At 51.9% G+C, this 23,072-nt stretch carries 17 protein-coding genes; 5 read left to right on the top strand and 12 right to left on the bottom strand.

Annotation, left to right across the window (positions count from 1 at the left end; genetic code table 11):
• Positions 1–81: 81 nt before the first annotated feature.
• Together EHV07_RS01515 and EHV07_RS01510 are read left to right on the top strand one after the other, a co-directional pair.
• The gene (locus tag EHV07_RS01515; RefSeq protein ID WP_147194210.1) at positions 82–711 is read left to right on the top strand and encodes a LysE family transporter; all 630 of its coding nucleotides are present in this window, start codon (positions 82–84) and stop codon (positions 709–711) included.
• A gap of 1 nt (position 712) precedes the next feature.
• On the top strand, positions 713–1,621 hold the full coding sequence (locus EHV07_RS01510; protein WP_147194208.1) for a LysR family transcriptional regulator: 909 nt from the start codon (positions 713–715) through the stop codon (positions 1,619–1,621).
• Positions 1,622–1,636: 15 nt separating this feature from the next.
• Here the strand turns inward: EHV07_RS01510 and EHV07_RS01505 are convergent, their stop codons facing one another.
• On the bottom strand, positions 1,637–2,416 hold the full coding sequence (locus tag EHV07_RS01505; protein WP_147194206.1) for an L-threonylcarbamoyladenylate synthase: 780 nt from the start codon (positions 2,414–2,416) through the stop codon (positions 1,637–1,639).
• Positions 2,417–2,692: 276 nt separating this feature from the next.
• Positions 2,693–3,760, bottom strand: coding sequence for an SDR family oxidoreductase (locus EHV07_RS01500; RefSeq protein ID WP_147194204.1), 1,068 nt, complete (start codon positions 3,758–3,760; stop codon positions 2,693–2,695).
• A gap of 98 nt (positions 3,761–3,858) precedes the next feature.
• On the opposite strand from EHV07_RS01500, the gene EHV07_RS01495 reads away from it, so the two are divergent.
• Positions 3,859–4,764 (top strand): LysR family transcriptional regulator, encoded by a 906-nt coding sequence (locus EHV07_RS01495; RefSeq protein WP_147194202.1) that lies wholly within the window; start codon positions 3,859–3,861, stop codon positions 4,762–4,764.
• Here the strand turns inward: EHV07_RS01495 and yjdN are convergent, their stop codons facing one another.
• From yjdN to EHV07_RS01455, 8 genes are all read right to left on the bottom strand, one after another.
• Positions 4,765–5,202: a VOC family metalloprotein YjdN gene (yjdN, locus tag EHV07_RS01490; RefSeq protein WP_147194200.1), complete on the bottom strand. Its 438-nt coding sequence runs from the start codon at positions 5,200–5,202 to the stop codon at positions 4,765–4,767. It abuts the gene before it with no gap.
• A gap of 168 nt (positions 5,203–5,370) precedes the next feature.
• A complete protein-coding gene (locus EHV07_RS01485; RefSeq protein ID WP_147194198.1) occupies positions 5,371–6,663 on the bottom strand; it encodes a cytosine permease in 1,293 nt (430 codons plus the stop codon).
• 16 nt (positions 6,664–6,679) lie between these two features.
• Entirely contained in the window at positions 6,680–7,363 is a 684-nt protein-coding gene (locus EHV07_RS01480; protein ID WP_147194196.1) for a LuxR C-terminal-related transcriptional regulator, read from the bottom strand.
• 16 nt (positions 7,364–7,379) lie between these two features.
• Positions 7,380–7,790: a GNAT family N-acetyltransferase gene (locus tag EHV07_RS01475; protein WP_147194194.1), complete on the bottom strand. Its 411-nt coding sequence runs from the start codon at positions 7,788–7,790 to the stop codon at positions 7,380–7,382.
• Between the two features lie 443 nt (positions 7,791–8,233).
• The gene (locus EHV07_RS01470) at positions 8,234–9,547 is read right to left on the bottom strand and encodes a cytochrome c (protein ID WP_371419676.1); all 1,314 of its coding nucleotides are present in this window, start codon (positions 9,545–9,547) and stop codon (positions 8,234–8,236) included.
• A gap of 11 nt (positions 9,548–9,558) precedes the next feature.
• Positions 9,559–11,340: a GMC family oxidoreductase gene (locus EHV07_RS01465; RefSeq protein WP_147194190.1), complete on the bottom strand. Its 1,782-nt coding sequence runs from the start codon at positions 11,338–11,340 to the stop codon at positions 9,559–9,561.
• A 2-nt stretch (positions 11,341–11,342) separates the two neighbouring features.
• The gene (locus EHV07_RS01460; RefSeq protein ID WP_147194188.1) at positions 11,343–12,080 is read right to left on the bottom strand and encodes a gluconate 2-dehydrogenase subunit 3 family protein; all 738 of its coding nucleotides are present in this window, start codon (positions 12,078–12,080) and stop codon (positions 11,343–11,345) included.
• Positions 12,081–12,503: 423 nt separating this feature from the next.
• Positions 12,504–15,440, bottom strand: coding sequence for a bifunctional diguanylate cyclase/phosphodiesterase (locus tag EHV07_RS01455; protein ID WP_147194186.1), 2,937 nt, complete (start codon positions 15,438–15,440; stop codon positions 12,504–12,506).
• 318 nt (positions 15,441–15,758) lie between these two features.
• Here EHV07_RS01455 and sbmA point away from each other — a divergent pair, with 318 nt between their 5' ends.
• Positions 15,759–17,003, top strand: a complete 1,245-nt coding sequence (gene sbmA, locus EHV07_RS01450; protein WP_147194184.1) for a peptide antibiotic transporter SbmA — start codon at positions 15,759–15,761, stop codon at positions 17,001–17,003.
• Here sbmA and EHV07_RS01445 read toward each other — a convergent pair.
• Positions 16,964–18,601 carry a dihydroxyacetone kinase subunit DhaK gene (locus EHV07_RS01445; RefSeq protein WP_147194183.1) on the bottom strand — a complete coding sequence of 546 codons (1,638 nt, stop codon included), beginning with the start codon at positions 18,599–18,601 and terminating at the stop codon, positions 16,964–16,966. The genes sbmA and EHV07_RS01445 overlap by 40 nt on opposite strands.
• 739 nt (positions 18,602–19,340) lie before the next feature.
• Positions 19,341–20,885, bottom strand: a complete 1,545-nt coding sequence (locus tag EHV07_RS01440) for a methyl-accepting chemotaxis protein (RefSeq protein WP_147194181.1) — start codon at positions 20,883–20,885, stop codon at positions 19,341–19,343.
• Positions 20,886–21,357: 472 nt separating this feature from the next.
• Here EHV07_RS01440 and EHV07_RS01435 point away from each other — a divergent pair, with 472 nt between their 5' ends.
• Positions 21,358–22,830, top strand: coding sequence for an ATP-binding protein (locus tag EHV07_RS01435; protein WP_254446293.1), 1,473 nt, complete (start codon positions 21,358–21,360; stop codon positions 22,828–22,830).
• Positions 22,831–23,072: the final 242 nt, after the last annotated feature.

Genomic DNA, 23,072 nt, shown 5'->3' with positions numbered 1-23,072 from the left:
CAGCCATTAAGCTAGCGCCACCTGAAATAACCTCTTTTTCCGCCCTGCATCCTCCCCCGGGCACGCGTAAGGAAAGTATCTATGGCGCTTCATCTGTGGCTGGCTTATACCGGGATTATTGCCGTACTGATTGCGGTCCCCGGCCCGACGGCACTGCTCAGCATGACTCACGGTTTACGCTATGGACGTCGCCGTGCGCTGGCGACAGTGGCGGGCGGCGTGCTGGCGGCAATGACGCTGATGACCGCTTCCGCATTAGGTTTAGGCGCTATCCTCGCCGCTTCAACAACGGCTTTTACCGTGCTGAAAGTGGTGGGCGCGGCCTACTTGATCTGGCTGGGTATCAGCGCATGGCGTGATAAAAGTGCGCCGGAAAGCGTGGTTCTTGCCGGTCAGCCCGCAGAGATGCCTGGCAGCCTGAAACTCTTTCGTAAAGGCTATATGGTAGGGATCAGCAATCCAAAAGATCTGCTGTTTTTCGCCGCTTTGTTTCCCAACTTTATTGACGCCAGCCAGCCTCACGCTATCCAGTTCGCTACGCTGGCTGTCACCTGGGCAGTATTGGATCTCAGCATGATGTTCGCCTATGCCTGTGCCGGTCGCCGTTTGTCGACGCTGTTTGCCAGCCAGAAGCGGCTGCGTTTGCTGAACCGGACGATTGGCAGCCTGTTCGTTTTCGCCGGCAGCGCGCTGGCGATCTCTGCTCGTTAACATGCGTGACGTAGCCAATTTACAGGCGATGGTCATCTTCGCCAGAGTGGTAGAAACGCTGAGCTATACCGAAGCGGCGAAGCTGCTGGGCATCTCTAAATCCTCCGTCAGCAAAGAAATTTCCGCGCTGGAAGTGCGGCTGGGTACCAGGCTGCTTTTGCGCACTACCCGCAAAATCGCCGTAACCGACGTCGGCATGACCTGGTATCACTACTGCGCGCGCATTCTGAGTGAAATCAAAAGCGCCGACCTGTTTATCCGTCAGCAGCATGAAGAGCCAACGGGTAGCCTGCGCGTCGTCGCGCCGGTGACGTTCGGCTGCCAGTGTATCGTGCCGGTACTGAATCAGTTTGTGGCAAACAACCTGCACGTCAGCGTCGATCTGGATCTAACCGACCGGCCGGTGATCGACGATAATGTCGATCTGGCAATCGTGATCCGCCGGGATCGCCCTGAATACGATCGCTGTCAGCCGCTGATGGATATCAGCTGGGGTTTATATGCCTCGCCGGACTATCTTCAGCGTTTTGCGCCTGTTACCACGCCTGATGATTTGCCTCGCCATGACTTTATTCTGTTCCGCGGCCCGGCTCATACGATCTCTCTGCCGTTTCGTCGCGATAAGCAGACGCGGAATATTGAAGTGCGTAGCCGTTTCCGCGCCAATAACAGTACTGCGCTGGTGAATTCGGCCATTGCAGAGACCGGGATCGCCTATCTGCCTGACTATGTGGCACAGGAAGCGGTTAAAGCGGGTAAGCTGAGCCAGGTGCTGCCGGAATGGGAAATGGATGTTTATCAGTCCTGGATACTGACGAAAAACGATGGCTTTACGTCACCTCGTGTCAGGCTGTTTATTGCAGAGTTACAGAAGGCATTGGGAACAGATAAAAAAAGGGCGGAACGCTAGTTCCGCCCTTCTCATTTAGTAATAGTTACCGTGGCGGTAATCCCAGGTGGTGAAGATGTCCGACATCATCGACATGATCTTGTCCACATCCAGCCCTTTGCGGATCAGCACCGGACACGGCGTGATGTTACGCTCGCCTTTCTGTTCCGGCACCAGTTTGCCATTCTCATCAACCATTGCCACCATTACGCCCTGCTCATAGCGGGTCTTTTCAGACTCGTTAGGCTGGATAGATTTCACATAGTCGTTAGCCGCGATAATCAGATCGGCCTGCGATTCGATGCGCTCGCCGATGCCTTCGACCAGGCCACGGTTGCCCTTGCCTGATGGATTAGCCGAGCTGGCAAAGGAGAATTTACCGTGGTTTTCCCACAGTTCTTTTGCCAGGTTTTCGCCAGGAATACCAAATTTAATCACGAAACAGCTGGTCTGACGGCGATCCATCATCAGCTCTTTCGAGCCATCTTCCGGAATACGCGCCACGGCTTCTTCTTTCCATGGCAGGATGCAGCCCAGCAGCACGTCTTTGTCCCAGTGCTGCTGATACAGCGCTTCGATTTCCGGGTTCAGCTGCGCCAGCTCTTTCAACTGATCCAGGGAACCACACAGCACCACGCCCGGCTTGTTGCGGTTGCGCTGCTTGGCGTCGAATTTACGCTCCAGCCCTTTTGCATCAGACGTCATGATGATGTAGCCCACTTTGGTTGGGCAAACGATCATACCGCCGTCGGCAGACAGGATTTCTACTGCTTCTGGCTGTAAGCCACCGTTCCACTGAATCGTTTTATTGCTCATGGTCGCACCTAATCTTAGAGGGTAATTTCGTTGGTCAGTGTTTCAGTCTGGCACAGCATTGAAACGCTTGCGGTGACGACGGCTGACCGGTTGAAACCATCCTAACCTCACCCTCTTTTAACGCAACAGTAAAAGCACTTATTCCCATATTGTTTCCATCAGGAAACAGTTGTTGCAGGAAAGCGTCAGTGAGTGAGTGCGACGGGCAGGGAAATAATGCAGAGCGATCTTGTTGGACACGGGCATGCTGCGCACGTATGCGCAGCATCCTGACTATCAGCCTGGAATTAACCGCTCCGCCTTCAGCTTATCGAACAGTTCGACAAAAGCATCGCGTGTACATTTATAGCCGGTGAAGCCTGCTTTACGGCTCTTACTGACGTCGGTAAACACTTCCATCGGGCGGCCCAGATCGGCGTCGGTATGCCACCAGGAAACCAGCTTGCTGATGTCGGCTTCCTTAAGATTGAACTGCTGCGCAACCGCTTTCCACTGCTCCGGCGCGGCATCCATGCGGCCTTCCAGCGGCTGCATTTCGTCCGGGAACGGCGCGGCTTCGATACCGAAATAGTCGGCAATCTGGCCCCACATCCATTTCCAGCGGAACACGTCACCGTTGACCACGTTGTAATCCTGGTCCTGCGCCGAAGGGGTTGTTGCCGCCCATTCCAGCTGCTGTGCCAATACGTGTGCATCGGTCATATCGGTCACGCCTTCCCACTGGGCTTTTGAGCCAGGGAAAACAAAGGGCTGTCCGGTCTGCTTGCACAGGCTTGCATAGACGGCCAGCGTCTGGCCCATGTTCATGGCGTTGCCCAGCGCAAAACCGATGATGGTATGCGGACGGTGCACGCTCCAGGTGAAGCCATATTTTTCGGCACCGGCAAAGACTTCATCTTCCTGCGCGTAGTAGAAGTTATCGACCGGCTGGCGGCCCTGCTCTTCACGGAACGGCGTTACGGGCACCGCGCCTTTGCCATAAGCATCAAACGGGCCGAGGTAATGTTTAAGGCCTGTAACCAGCGCCACATGCCCGCCCTTCAGGCCATCGCCCAACGCTTCAATGACGTTGCGCACCATCGCGCCGTTAACGCGGATATTCTCTTTTTCATTTGCCTGACGTGCCCAGACGCTGAAAAAGACTTTATCGACTTTCACGCCGTCTAACGCTTTACGGACGGATCCCTCATCAGTCAGATCGGCCGTCAGCGCCGTACAACCCGCAGGCACTGCGGTGCGTCCGCGTGAAAGGCCATAAACCTGCCAGCCGTCGCCGGTCAGTTTTTCCGCCAGTGCAGTACCAATTACGCCGCTTACGCCGACAATAAGTGCTCGCTGTTGCATCTTTTTTCTCCACTGATATTGAGTAACATTAAGCTTAATAGAGAAATTAAGTCTTATTTCAGGTATAAATTCATAACATTTCAGAATTCGAGTCATCAATCATGAGCAGCCAGGATCGGCTAAAAGGCATTACGCCTTTTGTTGCAAGCGTGGAACACGGTAGCTTTACGGCTGCCGCTGAACATCTGCATTTGACCAGTTCGGCGGTGAGTAAAAGCGTTGCCCGGCTGGAAGCGCGGCTTGGCTCAAGGCTGTTTGAGCGAACAACGCGTAGCCTGGCCCTGACCGATGCCGGACAGGCTTTCTATGAGACCTGTACGCGAGTGCTTAGTGAACTGGCGGAAGCGGAATCGGTACTGGCAGCGCAACGCACCATCCCGGTCGGTAGATTGCAAATCGCCGTGCCAAACACCTTCGGGCGTATGCACGTCGTACCGTTAATAACGCAATTCTGTCAGCAAAATCCAGAGATGCAGATCAACCTTACGTTTTCCGATCGCTTTGTCGATCTGTTTGAAGAAGGCGTGGATATCGCTATACGGATTGGTGGCCCGGCAGAATATCCGCCTTCGCTCGGCTATCGCTATCTGGGAAAAGAGCGTCTGCTGTTTTGCGCCGCTCCCGATTATCTTGCCCGCCACGGGACGCCAACGTCCCTGACGGATTTGGCCGATCATCGCGCCATTGTCTATTACCGCGTCGACGGTAGCATCAGTCCCTGGCATGTTACCTCGCCAGATGGTCGAACGGTGGCCAGAACCGTGCCGCACCGTATGGCGCTTGGCGATGGAGAAGCCCAGGTTGCTGCGGTCATCGCAGGCCTAGGCGTGGCGCAGATGGCCAGCTGGCTGATGGAAAAGCCGCTAGCCAGCGGTGAACTGGTGCCGATCCTGCCAGAACTGGCGGTAGAGGGTTTACCGCTGTACGTCGTCTGGCCGCGTAAGAAACAGCTGACGCCAAAAGTCAACGCGCTGCTGAGCGCGCTGGATCGGCTAAAAATGTAATCAGGCGTCAGGCTTATTGACGTTAACGCGCCATGGAATGCCGAATTTATCCGTCAGCGTACCAAAGCCGAGTGCCCAAAAGGTCTCTTCCCATTCCAGCGTCACCGTCCCGCCGTCCGAAAGGCGATCGAACCATTTTTTCCCTTCAGCGGCGTCGTGACTGGAAAGACTAACGGCAAAACCGGTGTAGTTTACTGCTTCGGCGCTATCGCTCAGCTGTAGCTCGCTGTCGCCGACTTGCAGCAGGGCATGCATGATTTTGTCGTCCGCCGGTTTTTCTCCACTGGCACGATTTTGCTTCTGCGGCTGCTGCTGTTTTTCAGGTGGGACATCGCCCCAGGTTATTTTAACCTTCAGATGAGCATCGATCGCCTGCTGATAAAACGCGATAGCTTCTTCACAGTTGCCCGCAAAGTACAGATAGGGTGAAATTTGCATAACCTCTCCTTGAGTGATCGTTGCTGCTGGAGAATAAGCAGTAAGGAAAGGGTAGCAACGCAGCCGATAACTGCCTCTTTTCAGCGCAATGTTTTCTTTTTTCAGTCTCTTCCTGGTCAGGAAGCGAAAAAGGATAAAGCGGAATGGCTCCGCTTTATCCGCCCGAAATCAGGCCGTTTTCATTCGCCTCGCAAAAAGTTTTTCCGCCAGTTTTTCCAGGATGATATAGCCGACGCAGGCGACTAAAAATGAGTTAAGGGTTGAGACGCCCCACGTCACATACAGGCCAACGTAGCCGCCGAGCAGGCTGGCAAAAATCGCGGGCCAGCCGCTAAAAATAGTCTCTTCCGGTAACGTGCCTGTCAGCCTTGTCACTCTGAGAGGAAGGCTGTATTTCTTCAGCAAAAAATATTCCGTCAGCATCACGCCCAGCACGGGTGGAACAATGACCCCGAGCAGGTTCAGGAAATCTACAAAATGATCCAGAATGCCAAGCACCGACAAGGTAGTTCCCAGAATGCCCAGCGCCAGCGTGACCGGCTTGTAGTGAAGCTTTAAACCACTGGTGCTTTCAACAGCGTTGATCACGCCAAGCGCAGATGAATAGAGGTTTAAATCATTTACCCTGAGGGTAGAGAAAATGACCGCAAACAGGCCAATCGTTCCTGAAGCAATGGTAATAATGGACATCACATCGCCGGTATTAAGCTTGCGGGCAATAAAAATAGCCAGGCCATTAATGATAAATTCACCCAGGCAGATGGTGGCCACTGTAATTCCCAACACATGGCTGCCGCGCTTTGAATAACGCGTCAGATCGGGCGTCATTAAGCTGGCCAGAATAGCGCCGCCAACCACCAGTGTGATACCGGCATTAACCGACAGCATCTCTTTGCCGGCGGTTGTTGCCGCAACGGCCGCAACATGATCGGTGGCCAGCGTTTGCCAGGAAATCCAGGCAATTAACGCAATAAACACCGGAACGGCTATCCGCGCCGTAAATCTTAGCGCTTTAAACCCAAAGGCCACCAGCACGGTTAAAAACAGGCCGGAAATTGTCGCCGCGCTCTGAAAACTCAGCGTGTCAGAAAATGCCGTGCTCAGCGATTTAGCAAAAATGGCGTTCTGAATACCAAACCAGCCCAGCAGGCTTATTGCAACGACGATGCCAATAAAAGCCGAACCGATTCGCCCAAAACCACACCAGCGCGCCAGCATACTGCCTGACAATCCCTCTTTCATGCCGATGTAACCAAAGCCAAAGGTAATTAAGCCAAAGAGCAGACTGCCTGCCAGAATAGCGGTTAGCGCGGCAGATAAACTCATGCTGTCACCGAGTACCGCCCCCAACATAAATTGATCGAGTGCGGTAAGCATGCCCATATGGACAATAGCCACGCTGAGAAACGACACGCGGCTGCTTTCCGGCACCCGACTCAAAGGAAAATCATTAATTTGCATTGTTATCAGGCCTGTATCAGATAAAGTTGATCCCTTTCTTAATAAGACGACCAGGGATATAGTTTTCAAGGTTATGGATGACGCAGTACTCTTCAAATTGCTTTAGTGAATGCACATTGGCTTTTTGATAAATGGTATATATTCGGTTCTCAATTGTTTTGGCGCTGGCGCCGAAAATATTGGCGATTTCTTTGGCCGTATACCGTTGCAGCATCAGAAAGATAATATCAAGCTCGGCGGGGGTAAACTCTTTATTATCGGTAACGGTGGTCAATACGCTGGGCTTTTTCTGATTAAGGAACTTAAGGGGCGTCAGATTATCAAGCGGCTTCGCGTTCCAGAGGGTTCCGATGCAGTTGCCATCATTATCAAAAACGGGTAGTTTTTCGCTGACATAAGGGGAAAGGCTCTCTAATCCGTACCAATAATGGGTTTCAATCACGGTGACACGATCCTGCGCCTCTTCTGTGCGGCGATCGTGCTCCTGTAAATCTTCCGAGCATTCTGCCCATTTGGCCGGGAAATCCTGATCCAGCGCGCCCTCAACAGAGAAGGTGACGGGCGTATGCGTATATAAGTATGCCGCCTTATTCATATAGAGATGTCTTGACTCAAGGTCCTTGATTCCCCATGGCTCGCTAAGATGCTCCATCATGGAAATAAAACCCCGGAAGTAACTATACTTATCGTCCTGCGACATACTTTTTCCGTTTTTATTAAAACGCTTTTTTCAGATAATAGCGTGTATGTTTTCCAAGGTAGCCATCCATGCTGCCATAAGCCTGATAGCCCAGTTTTTCATAAAAACCCTTTGCCTGGAAATCAAAGGTATCTACGTACGCCATCTGGCATCCTCGTGCTTTTGCAACCTCTTCTGCCTTAAGCATCAGCTGGTTTCCTCTGCCCTTCCCCCGCTCCTGTTCACCGATCCACAAATATTGTATTTCCAGTCCCTGCCACCAGGTTCTGGCCACCAACCCGCCATAAATCTGATTGTCATCATCTCGCAACGTGAGGAAAAGCGGCGTTATATCCACATCATCAAATTGACTGTTGTGCTGCCACAGGCTGTCAATAACAAATTGCTCATCCTGTTCAGCAGGCGTATCCGTTACAACGATTTTCATTACTGCTCCGTTATTAAATTACCATCCAAACGTAGTCGAATAACATTTTATCGTCGGGAATTCAAGGGGGTTTTCTACCGTATCATTCAGATTATATTGTTCGCTATTATAAACGGAGAAGCAAAAGCGGATATGCTGTTTTTTTTGTCTGTTTCCAGCACCAGGGACACTATAACTCTACGAAATAATATCACGCATTAATTATTATTATATTCCGATAAAAATAAAAGAAGTTAACAGAAAAACAACAATTACGCGCCATCTGGCGCGTTTCTTTTTTATATACAAAAAAATAAGACTGTTAGTTTATACAGCTTAATGGAATGAACCTGTCTGTCGGCAATTTCAGTGCGGGACATTAAAAAGAAAAAAACAGCGTCAGGCAGGGAAAATATCTCAGAATGGATGAGAAAATACGGCCAGTAAACTGGCCGTATTCAACATTATTTCACTTCAGTCAGTTTCTCAATATCGACATTGCCCTGTTCACCCGCCACGTTTTTACGCGCTTTCGCGACGTCGCTGGCGCTGACCTGAGCTTTCGCCGTATTGCCCCAGCTGGTACGGATAAAGTTAACCACATCCGCAACCTGCTGGTCGTTCAGCCGCCAGCCAAAGGCCGGCATGGTGACAGCAGAAGGCGCACCCTTCACGCCGGGCAGCGTCGCCCCGCTAAGCACGATATGGATCAGTGACGTTGGATCTTCGGCCAGCACGACCGGGTTGCCACGCAGTTCCGGGAAGAAACGCTTGTAGCCGCTGCCGTCAGTTTTATGGCAGGCACCGCAGCTGTCGACATACACCGACGCGCCCGGCTTGCTGTCGTCGCCTTTCCACAAGGCTTTGGCAACCGTATCGTCCTGGGTGAAACCAACCTGATTAGGATCGCGTGCACCCAGTGACTTCAGATAACGCGCAATTGCCGTCGCATCTTCTGCGCTCAGATGCTGCAAGCTGTGCTGGACGACTTCCGTCATGCCGCCAAACACGGCGGTATGATCGTTGCGGCCCATGCGCAGGAACTGCACCAAATCGTCTTCGCTCCAGCGGCCAAGTCCGTCACGGCTGTCGCCGCGCAGGTTGTTCGCCGTCCAGCCATCAATCGGCGCGTTGCTGCCGGAAAGATAATCGCTGCCTTCGCTGTCGTTCAGCGCTTTTTCCTGCATAGTCAGGCTACGCGGCGTATGGCAGGCACCGCAGTGGCCCAAACCTTCCACCAGATACTGACCGCGCGCCAGCACCGCATCCTGGCCTTTCACCGGCTGGAAAGCTTTCACGTCTGGCGCAAACATGCCACGCCAGATGGCCAGCGGCCAGCGCATCGACAGCGGCCACGGAATGTCGCTCTTCTGGTTAGCCTGCTCAACCGGCTGCACGCCATGCATAAACCAGGCATACAGCGCCTGCATATCTTCATCGCTCACCACGGCATAAGAAGGATAAGGCATGGCCGGATAAAGCGTGTCGCCATTCTTCGCGATGCCATGACGAACCGCTTTCTGGAAATCGTCGTAGCTGTAATCGCCAATCCCGGTTTTCTTGTCCGGCGTGATGTTGGTGGAGTAAATATTGCCAATCGGGGTTGCCATCGACAGGCCGCCAGCAAAGGGCTTGCCACCCATTTTAGTATGACAAGCCACGCAGTCACCGGCTCGCGCCAGGTATTCGCCGCGCTTGATCTGCTCAGCACCGCTCTCGTCCGCCACGGCGGCAAAGGTGGTCATGCCCAGTAACAGGGCAGGGATCATCATTTTCATCATGGATATCCTTATGCCTGCACCAACGGACCGGGGTTTTTCAGATACTGTTCACGAATCGCTTTGGCTGACCAGTAAGTCAACGCCGCCACCATGCCGGTTGGGTTATAGCCCAAACCTTGTGGGAAGGCGGATGCGCCCGGAACAAAGACGTTTGGCACATCCCAGCTTTGCAGATAGCGGTTCACCGCGCTGGTTTTCGGATCTTCACCCATGATTGCGCCGCCGTTCATATGCGTGGTTTGATAAACGGTGGTGTCAAAATGTGCGCCTGGCATCTTAGGTGCGCCGCTAATCAGCTTGGGATTCATCGCTTCAGCGATTTTGTGCATCCGGCCGTGCATAAACTGCGACATTTTGATGTCGTTTTCCTGCCAGTCGAACGTCATGCGCAGCAGCGGCTGGCCGAAAGCATCCTTGTAGTTCGGGTCGAGATCCAGATAGTTATTGCGATAGGACTGGTGTGCGCCGTGAGCATCCATTGAAACATGATGCGTATAGTGATCGGCCACTGCCGCTTTCCATTTGCTGCCCCAGTTTGGCGTGCCCGGAGGCGTTGGCAGACCGGAGATTGGCTTCACGCCGGCCTGGTTTACCCACATCGGCGAACCGCCAACGAAGCCATATTTGCCGTGATCGAAGTTGTCGGCGTTGAAGTCATCCACGCCCACGCCTGCGCCGCCCGCACCGATAAAGTTGTTGGTGAAGACGTCTTTATCAAAGAAGGCTTTAATGGTGGAGATGTTCTGATAGGCGAAGTTACGACCTACCGTGCCTTCGTTGGTAACCGGGTCATACGGCTTGCCAATACCGGAAAGCAGCATCAGGTGCACGTTATGGAACTGGAACGCCGAGAGGATAACCAGATCGGCAGGCTGCTCAATCTGACGTCCCAGCGCGTCGACGTAGGTCACGCCCGTTGCGCGTTTTTTATCAGCGGTCAGGTTAACGCGCAGCACGTTGGCGTTTTCACGCAGTTCAAACTTCGCTTCCTGACGCAGCGCTGGCAGCACGTTAACGTTCGGTGATGCTTTGGAATACATGTAGCAGGCGTAGCCGCTACAATAACCGCAGAAGTTGCACGGCCCCATCTGCGCGCCGTAGGTGTTGGTGTACGGGCCAGACGTGTTGGCGGAAGGCAGATCGTAAGGATGATAGCCAATCGATTCTGCTGCCTGGGCAAACAGCTGTGCGGAATAAGTGCGTTTTTGCGCGGGCAGCGGGAATTTATCGGAGCGGTCTGGCGCAAACGGATTGCCTTTGCCCTGCCCGATGACCTTGCCTTTCACGCTCCACTCGGAACCGGACGTCCCGAAAACTTTTTCGGCCTTATCGAAAAACGGTTCCAGCTCGTCGTAAGTCACGCCAAAGTCCTGAATCGTCATGCCTTCAGGAATAAATTTTTTGCCGTAGCGCTCTTCGTAATGGCTGCGCATCCGCAGTTCGATAGGATCGACACGGAAATGCACGCCCGACCAGTGCAGGCCTGCGCCACCGGTGCCGGTGCCCGGTAAGAACGCCGCCAGTTGACGATATGGCTGAGCGGTTTGCGCCGAGTTGTGGCGAATGGTGACGGTGCTTTTCGACAGATCCTGGAACAGCTTTTTACGGATGTTATAGGTGAGTTCGTCGATAACCTGCGGATAAGCGCCATCAGGATAGGTATCACGGTGCGGGCCGCGTTCCAGCGCAACCACGTTCAGGCCCGCTTCAGTCAGCTCTTTGGCCATGATCGATCCCGCCCAGCCGAAGCCGACGATCACCGCATCCACTTTTTTCATTTCGTTTGCCATGCTTATGCTCTTTCCCCACGAATCGATACCGGTGGGAACGGATAACGCTCGCCACGCTCAACCCAGTCCATAAAATCAGCGCGTGCGCCAGGGAAGTTAATCAGCGTCCAGCCGACCATGCCCTGATTACCGCCGTGGATAGGATCGCTGAAGAAACCTTCACGGGTGTTTTGCAGCAGGAAAGTGAAAAAGACTTTCGCCGGAACCTGTTTGAATTCCACGCTGCCCGCTTCAAAAGCCTGAAGCAGCGCATCCTGCTGCTCCTGAGTCAGCTGAGCAAACACCTTGCCGTGCTGCGCTTTTGCCACGGCATCGGCATCGGCAAGGCCAAGACGATAAATATCGCGCGGCACCAGCGGCAGCTGATAGCCCAACGCCTTATCCGCATCCGGGTGGAAAGGCCCCTGCATATACCAGTTAGAGCCGGTGGCATAAGGGGTGTTCATCTGGCGATCGATATATTCAGGCACGCCTGCTTCCAGCGCGCCCGGGCCACGATCGTCGGCAGGGATCAAACGCGCGACGGCAGCCTGAACAAAAGCGTATTCTTCTGGTGTAAACCAGGTGGGCTGATAGTCACGGGCTTTTTGCGGGCCGGCAGGCGGGGTCTCTTTTGCGCCAGCTGGCGCCGCTGCGGTGAGCGCGCCAATTCCGCTCGTCCCGATCGCCATTGCAGGTGCTATCGCGATCGTTTTCAGCAGAAAGTCCCGGCGGGAACTTCCAGTTTTTTCTTTCGACATTACATTGCCTTCTTAAACTTCGCCTGGTCAAAAAGCGGTTAAGGGTTCACGGTTGCGCTACTGTTTTTGTTATGAAAAGCGGGTATTTTGATCCGGATCAATGTTACCGGTAACAATATCCGGCATTTTAACAGGTCTTTTTGCAAAATTTGAGCACTAAGAAACAAAATGGCACAAATTCATTAACAATTAATGATTTTACAAAACGTTCTCTTCGCTAAAGCCAAATTACCGATTCAGGGCCAGTTGAAAATAAAAAATGGCAATTTTTTTAGTATAGTTATGCCTGACAAAAATGCTTATCAGAGATTAGCCAGCTCGATTGAACAGGCTGGATTTTTCTTTATCGATCGTACTTTCCAGTGCCGGAAAAGCTTCAGGGCCAAAATGCAGTAAATTATGGCCCTGAATACCCCTTTACTTCTATAGCACAACCCCGTTCTTTCCAGGCTGAGGAGTGACAGCAACCAAACTGGTAGAGATAGAAGCCTCCTCATTCATGCCCTGCGGGGAATCAAACAGCTTTAATCGTGTTTCTGATGGCTGCGGACGGCCAAAATAGTAGCCCTGGAACAGGGTACAGCCCTCAATTTTCAGCTGTTCGAACTGTTCACTGCTTTCTACACCTTCCGCCGTGATTTGAATATCCAGGCTGCGGCTCATCCCGGTAATCGCCCGGATGATCGCCAACGCTTCACGGCTGTCTTTCATATCGTTAATAAACGACTTGTCGATTTTGATTTTGTCGAACGGGAACGAACGCAGATAGCTTAATGACGAATAGCCGGTGCCGAAATCATCCAGCGCAATGCGCACGCCGAGCGTTTTCAGCTTTTGCAAGGTACGAATATTAACCCGGGTATTATCCAACAGCACCGACTCGGTGATCTCCACTTCCAGACGGTGCGGCGACAGGCCGGAATCCTTTAGTGCGGCTTCCACGACGGATACCAGTGAACTGTTCTTGAACTGCAACGGTGAAAGATTCACCGCCACGCTCTGGTCTTCTGGCCAGGTAGAGGCTTCCCGGCAGGCCTCATACAGTGCAAAAGCACCCAGCGTATGAATCAGACCGGTTTCCTCCGCCACGGGAATAAAATCCAGCGGCATAATCAGCCCCTGCTTGGGGTGATGCCAGCGCATCAGCGCCTCATAGCCGATGATGTCGTAGCCCTGTCCGTTCGTGATCGGCTGGTAATACAGTTTAAGATGGCGGTTGGTCATCGCTTCACGCAGGTCGGTCTCAATCATCCGACGCTTGCTGGCCGCCTCGCCCATTTCATGCGAGAAATGCTCGAAGCGATTGCGGCCGTTGCGTTTGGCTTCGTACAGCGCCATATCCGCGCAGCGCAGCAGTTCGTCAGGCGAGGTCAAACCGCCCGCAGCAAGGGAAATACCGATGCTCAACCCAACCGACAGGTTGTGACCATCCACATTGAACGACGGCCGGATAACTTCAATCAGGCGCTGCGCCACCGCTTCGGCTTCATCCTGATGCGTCAGGCCAGGCAGCACCACGGAGAATTCATCGCCACCGTTACGAGCCAGCGTATCCTGTTCACGTAGCGCGCTACGCAGACGGCCTGCAACCGCACGCAGCAGATCGTCACCCACCTGATGGCCCAGCGCATCATTGACGTTTTTAAAATTATCCAGATCCAGACAGAGGGCGGCGGTGATTTTACTGGTATCAAAATCAGTACGCAGCGCTTCATTCAGGCGCTGGCTAAACAGCACGCGGTTTGGCAGGCTGGTCAGGTTATCGTGATGCGCCATATGGTGAATACGGGCATCGGCCGCCCGCTGATCGGTAACGTCATCCGCAATCAGCAAAACGTAATTGGTGCGCGCATCGTTGCCGTGAATCAGCGAAGCAGAGGCATTAATGATTTTTTCACCACCGCGGGTGCGTAACAGCTGCTCATTGCGATGTACGCCTTCATTACGCTGGGCTGCCGTGGCGAGCTGCGCAAAATAGCTGCTGAGCTCTGAAGGCATGCAGTCGACCAGCATTTTGCCTTTTACCTCTTTTATTTTCAGGCCGAGCAGCTGTTCCGCTTTGTTATTCAGCAGCAATACTTCCCGCGAGACCACATCTTCCACAATCACGCAGGACGGAATATTAGCAATAATGGTATCAAGAAATGTCGACAGCGAAGCCATTTGCGCGCTGTTTTGCTCCGCTAAATCCTTCGCTCGCAGGATCTGCTGCTCGTACTCGCGCACTTCTGTACAGTCACGGGTAATTTTGGCATAGCCAATCAGCTTGCCCTCGTCGGTATAAATCGACTCAATCACGACATGCGCCCAGAAGGCACTGCCATCTTTTCGATACCGCCAGCCCTGATCTTCAAACCGCCCGGTCGTATGGGCGATGTGCAGATTGGTTTCCGGCGTGCGGGCCAGTCGATCCTGGGCGCTGTAGAAGCAGGAAAAATGTTTGCCGACGATCTCTTCTGCCGTATAGCCTTTGGCGCGATGAGCCCCGGCGTTCCAGTTTACGACCTTGCCTTTGGGATCGAGCATATAGATGGCGTAGTCGCTTACGCCTTCAACCAGCAGGCGGAACACCTGCTCTCTTTCACGCTGTTCGCGCAGCACGCGTTGTTGTTCGGTACAGTCGCGGGTGATTTTGGCGTAGCCAATCAGCTTGCCGTCGTCGTCATGCACGGCATCAATCACCACGTGCGCCCAGAACGAGGTGCCGTCTTTACGATATCGCCAGCCCTGTTCTTCGAAACGCCCCGTGCGGTAAGCCGTTTTCAGATTCGCCTGCGGCAGTTTTGCCTGCTGATCTTTCTCGCTGTAGAAACAGGAAAAATGTTTGCCGACGATTTCGTCGGCGTTATAACCTTTCGAGCGCCTTGCGCCTTCATTCCAGTTAACGACGTGGCCTTCAGGGTCAAGCATATAGATGGCGTAATCCGTCACGCCCTCCACTAACAGGCGAAATTTTTGCTCCTGCGCCCGCTGCTCGGCGAGCCTGGCCTGCTGCTCGGTGCAGTCACGGGTGATTTTGGCAAAGCCAATCAGCGTTCCTTCATCATCCTTTACCGCATCAATCACTACGTGTGCCCAAAAGGCGCTGCCGTCTTTCCGATAGCGCCAGCCTTCCACTTCATAACGCCCGGTTTCACGGGCAATAGCGAGGCCACGCTGCGGCAGATTTTTTGCCCGATCGGCGGCGCTGTAGAAACACTCAAAATTTTTGCCGATGATCTCTTCTGGCTGATAGCCTTTGGCCCGGATGGCGCCTGCATTCCAGTTCGCGACAATGCCATCAGGTGTCAGCATATAAAGTGCGTAATCAATTACGCTCTGCACCAACAACCGGTACATCACATCATTATTTTCGTTCATTCTCTTTTCGCCTGGTTGTTGAGTGCTGCCGCCCCAAAGGAAGCTCCGGATGGCAGACAGGCCACGGCTCGGGAAAATTCCCTTACTGCCCAAAGGTGTTTTACCGGTTATCGGCCTGATTAAAATAATATTCAGCAATAATTTCTGGCCGCTTTTGGCCGCTGATATGTCGCGTTCGATGGTTAAGTCAAAACGTGCCCGGGCAGAGAGGCCGGGCAAATTGTAACCCTCTGCCTGAAGACGGTAACGACCAGAAACAACCCCACTGAGACAGTTAACAAGGAATGACGTTATAAAAACAAAAAAAGCGGAGTTTTTATGTTCAAATCTTTTTTCCCCCGTCCCGGGCTATTTTTCAGCACCGCCATTTGCTGGAGTTTGCTCGCTATCCTGATATGGTTTGCTGGCGGCAGCCACTGGCTTTTTCAATTTTCCGCTTTCGCCCATTCGGCGACGATGCCATTGCCCAATAATGCGCTGAGATTTATCGCGCCGTCGGAAGTGGCGTTTTATGTCTATTATTTGCTGGCAGCCGGTCTGTTCGCGGGCTTTTGGTTTGTCTTCAGCCCACATCCCTGGCAGCGCTGGTCAGTGCTCGGCTCGGCGCTGATTATTTTTGCCACATGGCTGTCGGTACAGATGGGCGTCGCGATAAATGCCTGGTATGAACCCTTCTACGATACGCTTCAGCAGGCGTTAACTCATGCCAATACTGTAAAAATTACCTCTTTATATCAGCAGCTTGGTGGATTTCTCAGTATTGCACTTATTGCGGTAATCATTGATGTACTGAACCTGTTTTTTATCAGCCACTACGTGTTTCGCTGGCGCACGGCCATGAACAACTACTACATGGCGCACTGGTCAGAACTGCGAAAGATTGAAGGTGCGTCTCAGCGTGTGCAGGAAGATACCATGCGTTTTTCATCCACGCTGGAAGATATGGGCGTAAGCCTGATTAACGCCATCATGACGCTGATTGCTTTTCTGCCGGTGTTGGTGGCGCTGTCAAAACACGTCGCCACCGTGCCGCTGCTTGGCAGCATGCCTTATGCGTTGGTTATTGCCGCACTGGCCTGGGCAGTGTTGGGGACCGGTTTACTGGCGATAGTGGGCATCAAGCTGCCCGGCCTTTCTTTCCGCAATCAGCGAGTGGAAGCGGCTTATCGCAAGGAGCTGGTCTACGGCGAGGATGATGCTCGCCGCGCCAGCCCGGTGACGGTGCAAAACCTGTTTTTATCGATACGGAAAAACTATTTCCGCCTCTATTTTCACTATCTCTACTTCAACATCGCCCGCATTCTTTATCTTCAGATTGATGCGGTATTCGGCCTGGTCACGCTGTTTCCTTCTATCGTTGCTGGCGCGATTACCTTCGGGCTGATGACGCAAATCCTCAATGTCTTTGAGCAAGTGCGTGGTGCTTTTCAATATTTGATTAACTCCTGGACCACGCTGGTGGAGCTGCTCTCCATTTATAAACGTTTACGCGGTTTTGAGCGTGCGCTTGAGGGCAAACCGGTTCAGGAAGCCAGCGCGGAAAACACGCGTTCCACAGCGTAAGCGCCCGGCTCTTTTACCCCGTTCAGGCTCTCTTTATTCAGATAGGAAGAGCGGCCAGCCTGCGCCGACGTCATCTTCGCGGTTTCGTCGGCACCTTCTTTCGCGGCGCTTGCCGCCCCTGCCACGCCTTTTCCCGCCACCAGTGCGGCAAAGGCCGGATGCAGCGCATCAATCATCGTACGATGGCCCAGTTTGGCACCGCCGTAGTGCTGCATGCGATCCAGTCCCCAGCTCAGCGCCTGTGACAGTGACTCACCTTCTTCCAGCTTTTGCCCGGCAGCCGTAAACATAATCGACATCAGTACGCCGCTGGAGCCCCCCATCACCACCGCCAGCTCCTCGCCAATTAACGTCAGCAACAGTGAAGGTTCATTGAGCGGAAGCGTACCCGCCTCCAGCGCTTTCAAGACTTTCGCCGCGCCAGCAGCAAAGGTCGAACCGGTATCGCCATCGCCAACGCGCGCATCAAGCTGGTTTAACTCCTCTTCCAGCGCGACCAGCGTGCGGCAGACGGTTTTTACTACGCCTGCCGTCTGAGTATTGTCAGAAGGCGTAACCTGCTGCCTGCGGGCAACTTTTTCGCCTTTAATGGTGTTCAGCGGCTGGATTTCTACCGCAGGCTGCCAGCCACCCACTTTGACGGGTGCCAGCAGCGCTGTTTGCAGATAATCCGTTAAACGCATTGTTGAAAGCGAAAAGCCTTTCATGTCCAGCGCACTGACCAGCGTAGCCGGACCAATCAGCAGCTTAACGTTTTTTCCCAGCGGCGAATGCAGGGCTTCGCGGGTGAGTACGGCCATTTCCAGCGAAGAAAAGCCCCCAAGATTATTAACCAGCAGCGCGATCTTGCCGTCGTCCTGACCGGCAGCCAGTTTTTCCGCCAGCAGCGCCACGATTTCGCGGCTGTCCTGGGTTTTGAGCGTGGAAGCGCCGGGTTCGCCATGGATGCCCATGCCCAGCTCGCTCTCGCCAGCTTTCACCCGCTCATCCTGCTGCTCGCCAGGAACATGACAGCTGCTGAACGCCAGACCAATACTTGCCGTGGCCGCAATCGCTTCGTTCGCCGCTGCGGCTACCTCTTCCAACGATTTTCCTTCTGCTGCGGCATAGCCCGCTATCTTGTGGATTAGCGCGGTACCGGCAATGCCACGCGGCTGCGGATTATCGGGCAAGGCGATATCGTCTTTCACCATCACCAGCTCTACCTTAAAACCCAGTTTTTTTGCTTTTTCTGCGGCCAGGCCAAAATTGAGACGATCGCCGGTGTAATTTTTTACGATCAGCAGGCAGCCTTTTTCACCGGTCACGTTGATGATGGCGCTAAGCACAGCGTCCACGCTCGGCGAGGCAAAAATATCGCCGCAGACAGCAGCGGTCAGCATCCCCTCGCCAACAAAGCCCACGTGCGCCGGTTCGTGGCCAGAGCCGCCACCGGAAATCAGCGCCACCTTTGATTTATCCCAGTCATTACGTACGACCACGCGAATATCCGGGCCGACGTCCAGCAGGCTGAGCGTGTGATGAGGATGACTGAGCAAAGTGCCTTCAATGGCCTCGCTGACCAGCTCGCTTTTCTGATGCATAAAAAACTGACTCATAAGACTCGTTTCTCCGCCAGGTAGTAGGTGATATCGTCCGAGTGACTAACTGTAGCTGAATAATGAGCCGGGCAGCGCGCATAAAAGGCGCACCAGCGGAAAGCGAAAGGATTTGAAGCGGGGAGAATTAATTAAGAATTATCCTTAACGACATCGCTAACTAATATATCTCTACATCCCCTCATTACTGGAATAATATCCTCTCATTTTAACTTCTATCGCGCAGCAGTCCTGTAAAAGCGCTATTTAAGAGAATTCCTGGTCCAGAAAATCAGGGCCAAAATTAGTCAGGATTATAAAATTAAAGATTGCCGTATTAATCTTATTTACCAGAAACTGCGAAATTTAAAATTGCAGTCTCATACCTCCTTCATATAAAGTTGCTTCTATTAACCCTCAGGCCTGCAAAAAAGAATCTGCATTGTTTTAGACTAAGATAATAATTATTCTCATTAAGTAAGTTAGTCTGGCCGGTTCGTCTGTATAAAAACAATTTCTCATGCCAACACCAGGGCATTTCATGAAGCGGGCCGCAAGGCCCCTTTTTTTGTCATTTTTTCGACACAGGTTGTCAGTTTTGGCCAGCCATTGCGACCTTCCCGGCAGAATAATGATCGGTCTTCCGGGGAGAACCCGATGCTGTTGCAATGTTCCGGGGATTGCTGTTGCCGTGCGGATTTAAAGAGAGAGCGGGCCAGCTTCTGATTGCCGAACCCGCTTTAGTGGACAAAACCGGGGCTTAGCGAAAAACGCTAATCGCTTCTACCAAACGTGTGGCCTGATGCGTCATACGGCCAGAAGCCTGGGCGCCCTCTTCTACTCGAGCCGCATTCTGGTGAGTAATGTTATCCAGATCTTCTACCGCCAGGCTAACTTCGCTCAGCGCGGTAGCCTGCTCAGAGGTGGCCGCACTGATTTGCGCAATCAGCGAGGTCACGTTCTGCACCTGAGAAACAATATTTTCCATCGTCTTGCCCGCATCGTTAACGTGAATGCTGCCGGACTGCACTTTTGCCGCACTGCTCTCTACCAGGTTTTTGATTTCGCTGGCCGCTTTCGCGCTGCGCTGCGCCAGCGTGCGGACTTCGCCGGCGACCACGGCAAACCCCTTCCCCTGTTCGCCAGCACGGGCAGCTTCAACCGCCGCGTTTAGCGCCAGAATATTGGTCTGGAAGGCAATGCCATCGATCACGCTGGTAATATTGGCGATCTTCTTCGAGCTGTCGGCGATTTCCGCCATCATGCTGACCATATCTTTCATCGCCACGCCGCCCTGGGTCGCGGCATCGCTGGTGCTTTTCGACAGCGTATTTACCTGCTGTGCGGTTTCCGTATTGCTTTTTACCGTGGCGGTCATTTCATTCATGGTTGCCGCTGTCTGCTGGACATTGGCCGCCGCCTGCTCGGTACGCCGACTCAGGTCATTATTGCCCTGGGCGATAGAATCACTGGCGCTCAGGACGTTAATCGCCTGCCCGCTGACGTCGTCTACCAGCCAGCGGAACATCAGTCCTAGCTGACCAATTGCCCGCAGCGTGGTGCCCACTTCATCTACGCGATCCATCTGATCGACCTGGTGGCTGGCACCTGTCGCGACGCTCAAAGCCTGCTTACACAACCGTTCGAGCGGGCGTGAAATCTGCTGTTCCAGCCAGGCAGAGGCCAGAAGCAGCAATACGGCCATCACCACGCTGAAGATCGCCAAGGGCGAATGCGTCAGGCCCAGCGTCCAGACGCCTGCAACGGTCAGCGGCCACAGGGCCATCATCGTGCTGCGAATTCGCCAGCGCAGCGGCAGCGTTTTAAACAACGAAGCCCAGCGCATGGTGCCAGTACGAACCAGCAGACCCTTATGAAAACGCCAGCCTTTACGCTTGCCGTCACGGAATTCTTTGTAGAGTTTTTCCGTTTGCTGAATCTCCTGTGCGCTCGGTTTGGTGCGCACAGACATAAAGCCCTGAACCTGGCCATTCCGCACAACCGGAATGGCATTCGCCCGCACCCAGTAATGATCGCCATTTTTACGGCGGTTTTTCACCAGCGCCGTCCAGGGTTCACCCTGTTTCAGCGTGGCCCACATATCAGCAAAGGCTTCCGGCGGCATATCCGGGTGTCGCACCAGGTTGTGAGGTTGCCCGTTAATTTCGTCCGGCGTGAAGCCGCTAACTTTAATAAAAGCATCGTTGGCGTAAGTGATACGGCTGCTGGTGTCGGTTGTCGACATCAGGGTGGCCTCATCATCAAAGGCATATTCCTGCTGTGTTACAGGTAAATTGGTGCGCATGGGGTAAATCCTTGAAGCGGTGACCAGGATTGGGCTTTGGTTAAATGAGTTATCTTTTGTTATGTTTTCGGCGCGCTAACCGCGAACTTTAGCTTCATAAACTAAATTTTGTCACTCAGGTTACAAAACAGGCATTGCCCGATTACCGCACTCTGTCTGAAGATGAACCGGTTCCAGCTTCTTTTTTAACCATTCAAAAAGTAAGTGGTTATTCTGAAGGGAAATTTTAGGATCTTTTGGATAAGGATTGTAGATGACAGACAACAGTACAGATTTCGCTACCCACCATTACTGTAATAATTGAACCTTAGCTTTCCTCTTAACAATCATCACGGATAAGCGCATTCAAACGTAAAAATAGCCTCAGCATGGTTGATTTCGATAAGAATTTTGCACTGATCCTTTCCACGAAGCCTTGTATGATGCATAAATAATTGAGCCACCTATTAGACACTTGAAAAAATAAGAGGAAATGATGCCAGTTGAACTCCCTCCAGAACATTTATGTAGCCTCCTGAAAGAGTTATGTCTTCTGCCAAATGAAACAGAGTGGGTTGAATTTAAACATAATGCAGATGTTGATAAAATCGGTGAGTATATTTCAGCGCTAGCGAATTCAGCAGCGTTGTTAGGAAAACAAAATGCCTGGCTTGTATATGGTGTTGATGATAAGAGTCATAACATTGTCGGTACATCATTTAAACCTTCAGTACAAAAACATAAACAGCAGGAAGTCGAAAGCTGGCTCTTACAAAAAATTTCCCCAAAAATTCATTTCCGTTTTTATGAATTTTCATTTTCTGATAGTGAATTACCTGTTGTAATTCTGGAGATTCAGGCAGCCAGTCATACCCCTGTGCAATGCGAGGGTATTGAATATATCCGGATTGGTTCCTACAAGAAAAAATTAAAAGATTTCCCTGAGAAAGAAAGAGCATTGTGGCGGAAATTTGATAAAACCCCTTTTGAAAAACAAAGGGCCGCAGAAAATCAAACGTCTGAAAACGTATTACAACTATTAGATTACCCTTCCTATTTCGAATTAGTCGGTTTGCCATTACCTGAAGGCAGAACGGGAATTCTTGATGCATTAAAATTAGATAATTTGTTGGAAGCAGCGCCAGGCGGACACTGGCATATCACTAATCTGGGTGCAGTTCTGTTTGCCCGTAAATTATCAAGTTTTCAGCATTTGAGTCGGAAAACCGTACGACTGGTTTTATATAAAGGGGATGGCCGCATTGACACTATTCGTGAAATAGAAGAACCCAAAGGCTATGCTGTTGGTTTCTCAGGTTTAATTGATTATCTTGAAACTTTATTACCGCGTAATGAGCATATAGGTAAAGCTTTCCGTAAAGAAGAACCTGTGTACCCTGAACTGGCTATTCGCGAACTGGTTGTAAATGCGATAATTCACCAGGATTTTTCTCTGACAGGTACTGGCCCTATGATTGAAATTTTTCAGTCCAGAATGGAAATCACTAATCCTGGAATACCTTTGGTATCTACAGACCGTTTTCTGGATTCTCCTCCTCAAAGCCGTAATGAGGCATTGGCATCTTTTATGAGACGTATCAGTATTTGTGAAGAACGCGGGACGGGGGTGGATAAAGTGGTTTTTCAAACTGAACTTTACCAACTTCCTGCGCCTATTTTCGAAGTGACTGAAAATCATACCCGAGCCGTATTATTTTCATACAGATCTTTTTCTGATATGGATAAAGAAGATCGTATCAGGGCATGCTATTTACACTGCTGTCTGCGCTATGTGAGTAGAAAACATACTAACAATACGTCACTACGTGAGCGATTTGGGATTGAACAAAAAAACCAGGCACAGGTCAGCCGTATTATTAAAGATACGGTGAATGCAGGTTTTATCCGTCCTTATGATCCAGATGCAGGGACTAAAGCAATGCGCTATGTTCCATGCTGGGCATGAGTTGCTTGATCGTTGCATGATAACAATGCGCACTTTCAACTATATTATGATGTTAGCCTTTGATATATAGCATTTTTTATTTTTTGGTTTGTTTGATCCCCAGGATGGCTACAGAAAAAAATTTGCTTGACCGTTGCTTGATTGCACAAGCCATTCCCCATCTAAAAAAAACATAACTCACTGTATTAAATAACTTTTATTACAGTGAATTGCTTGATCTATAAGTGTGTTAAGTTGATATA

The organism is Pantoea sp. CCBC3-3-1, assembly GCF_007981265.1.
In the GTDB taxonomy this organism is placed as follows: Bacteria; Pseudomonadota; Gammaproteobacteria; order Enterobacterales; family Enterobacteriaceae; genus Erwinia.
The sequence above is the reverse complement of the archived record's forward strand: the minus strand, read 5'-3'. Positions and strand labels throughout refer to the sequence as shown.

Excerpts from the sequence above, each read along its gene's own strand:
- EHV07_RS01480 (WP_147194196.1), bottom strand. The coding sequence starts at position 7,363 with ATGTCGCAGGACGATAAGTATAGTTACTTCCGGGGTTTTATTTCCATG.
- EHV07_RS01445 (WP_147194183.1), bottom strand. The coding sequence starts at position 18,601 with ATGAGTCAGTTTTTTATGCATCAGAAAAGCGAGCTGGTCAGCGAGGCC.
- EHV07_RS01515 (WP_147194210.1), top strand. The coding sequence starts at position 82 with ATGGCGCTTCATCTGTGGCTGGCTTATACCGGGATTATTGCCGTACTG.
- EHV07_RS01475 (WP_147194194.1), bottom strand. The coding sequence starts at position 7,790 with ATGAAAATCGTTGTAACGGATACGCCTGCTGAACAGGATGAGCAATTT.
- EHV07_RS01470 (WP_371419676.1), bottom strand. The coding sequence starts at position 9,547 with ATGAAAATGATGATCCCTGCCCTGTTACTGGGCATGACCACCTTTGCC.
- yjdN (WP_147194200.1), bottom strand. The coding sequence starts at position 5,202 with ATGCAAATTTCACCCTATCTGTACTTTGCGGGCAACTGTGAAGAAGCT.
- EHV07_RS01465 (WP_147194190.1), bottom strand. The coding sequence starts at position 11,340 with ATGGCAAACGAAATGAAAAAAGTGGATGCGGTGATCGTCGGCTTCGGC.
- EHV07_RS01485 (WP_147194198.1), bottom strand. The coding sequence starts at position 6,663 with ATGCAAATTAATGATTTTCCTTTGAGTCGGGTGCCGGAAAGCAGCCGC.
- EHV07_RS01500 (WP_147194204.1), bottom strand. The coding sequence starts at position 3,760 with ATGCAACAGCGAGCACTTATTGTCGGCGTAAGCGGCGTAATTGGTACT.
- EHV07_RS01460 (WP_147194188.1), bottom strand. The coding sequence starts at position 12,080 with ATGTCGAAAGAAAAAACTGGAAGTTCCCGCCGGGACTTTCTGCTGAAA.
- EHV07_RS01440 (WP_147194181.1), bottom strand. The coding sequence starts at position 20,885 with ATGCGCACCAATTTACCTGTAACACAGCAGGAATATGCCTTTGATGAT.
- EHV07_RS01505 (WP_147194206.1), bottom strand. The coding sequence starts at position 2,416 with ATGAGCAATAAAACGATTCAGTGGAACGGTGGCTTACAGCCAGAAGCA.
- sbmA (WP_147194184.1), top strand. The coding sequence starts at position 15,759 with ATGTTCAAATCTTTTTTCCCCCGTCCCGGGCTATTTTTCAGCACCGCC.
- EHV07_RS01455 (WP_147194186.1), bottom strand. The coding sequence starts at position 15,440 with ATGAACGAAAATAATGATGTGATGTACCGGTTGTTGGTGCAGAGCGTA.
- EHV07_RS01435 (WP_254446293.1), top strand. The coding sequence starts at position 21,358 with ATGATGCCAGTTGAACTCCCTCCAGAACATTTATGTAGCCTCCTGAAA.
- EHV07_RS01510 (WP_147194208.1), top strand. The coding sequence starts at position 713 with ATGCGTGACGTAGCCAATTTACAGGCGATGGTCATCTTCGCCAGAGTG.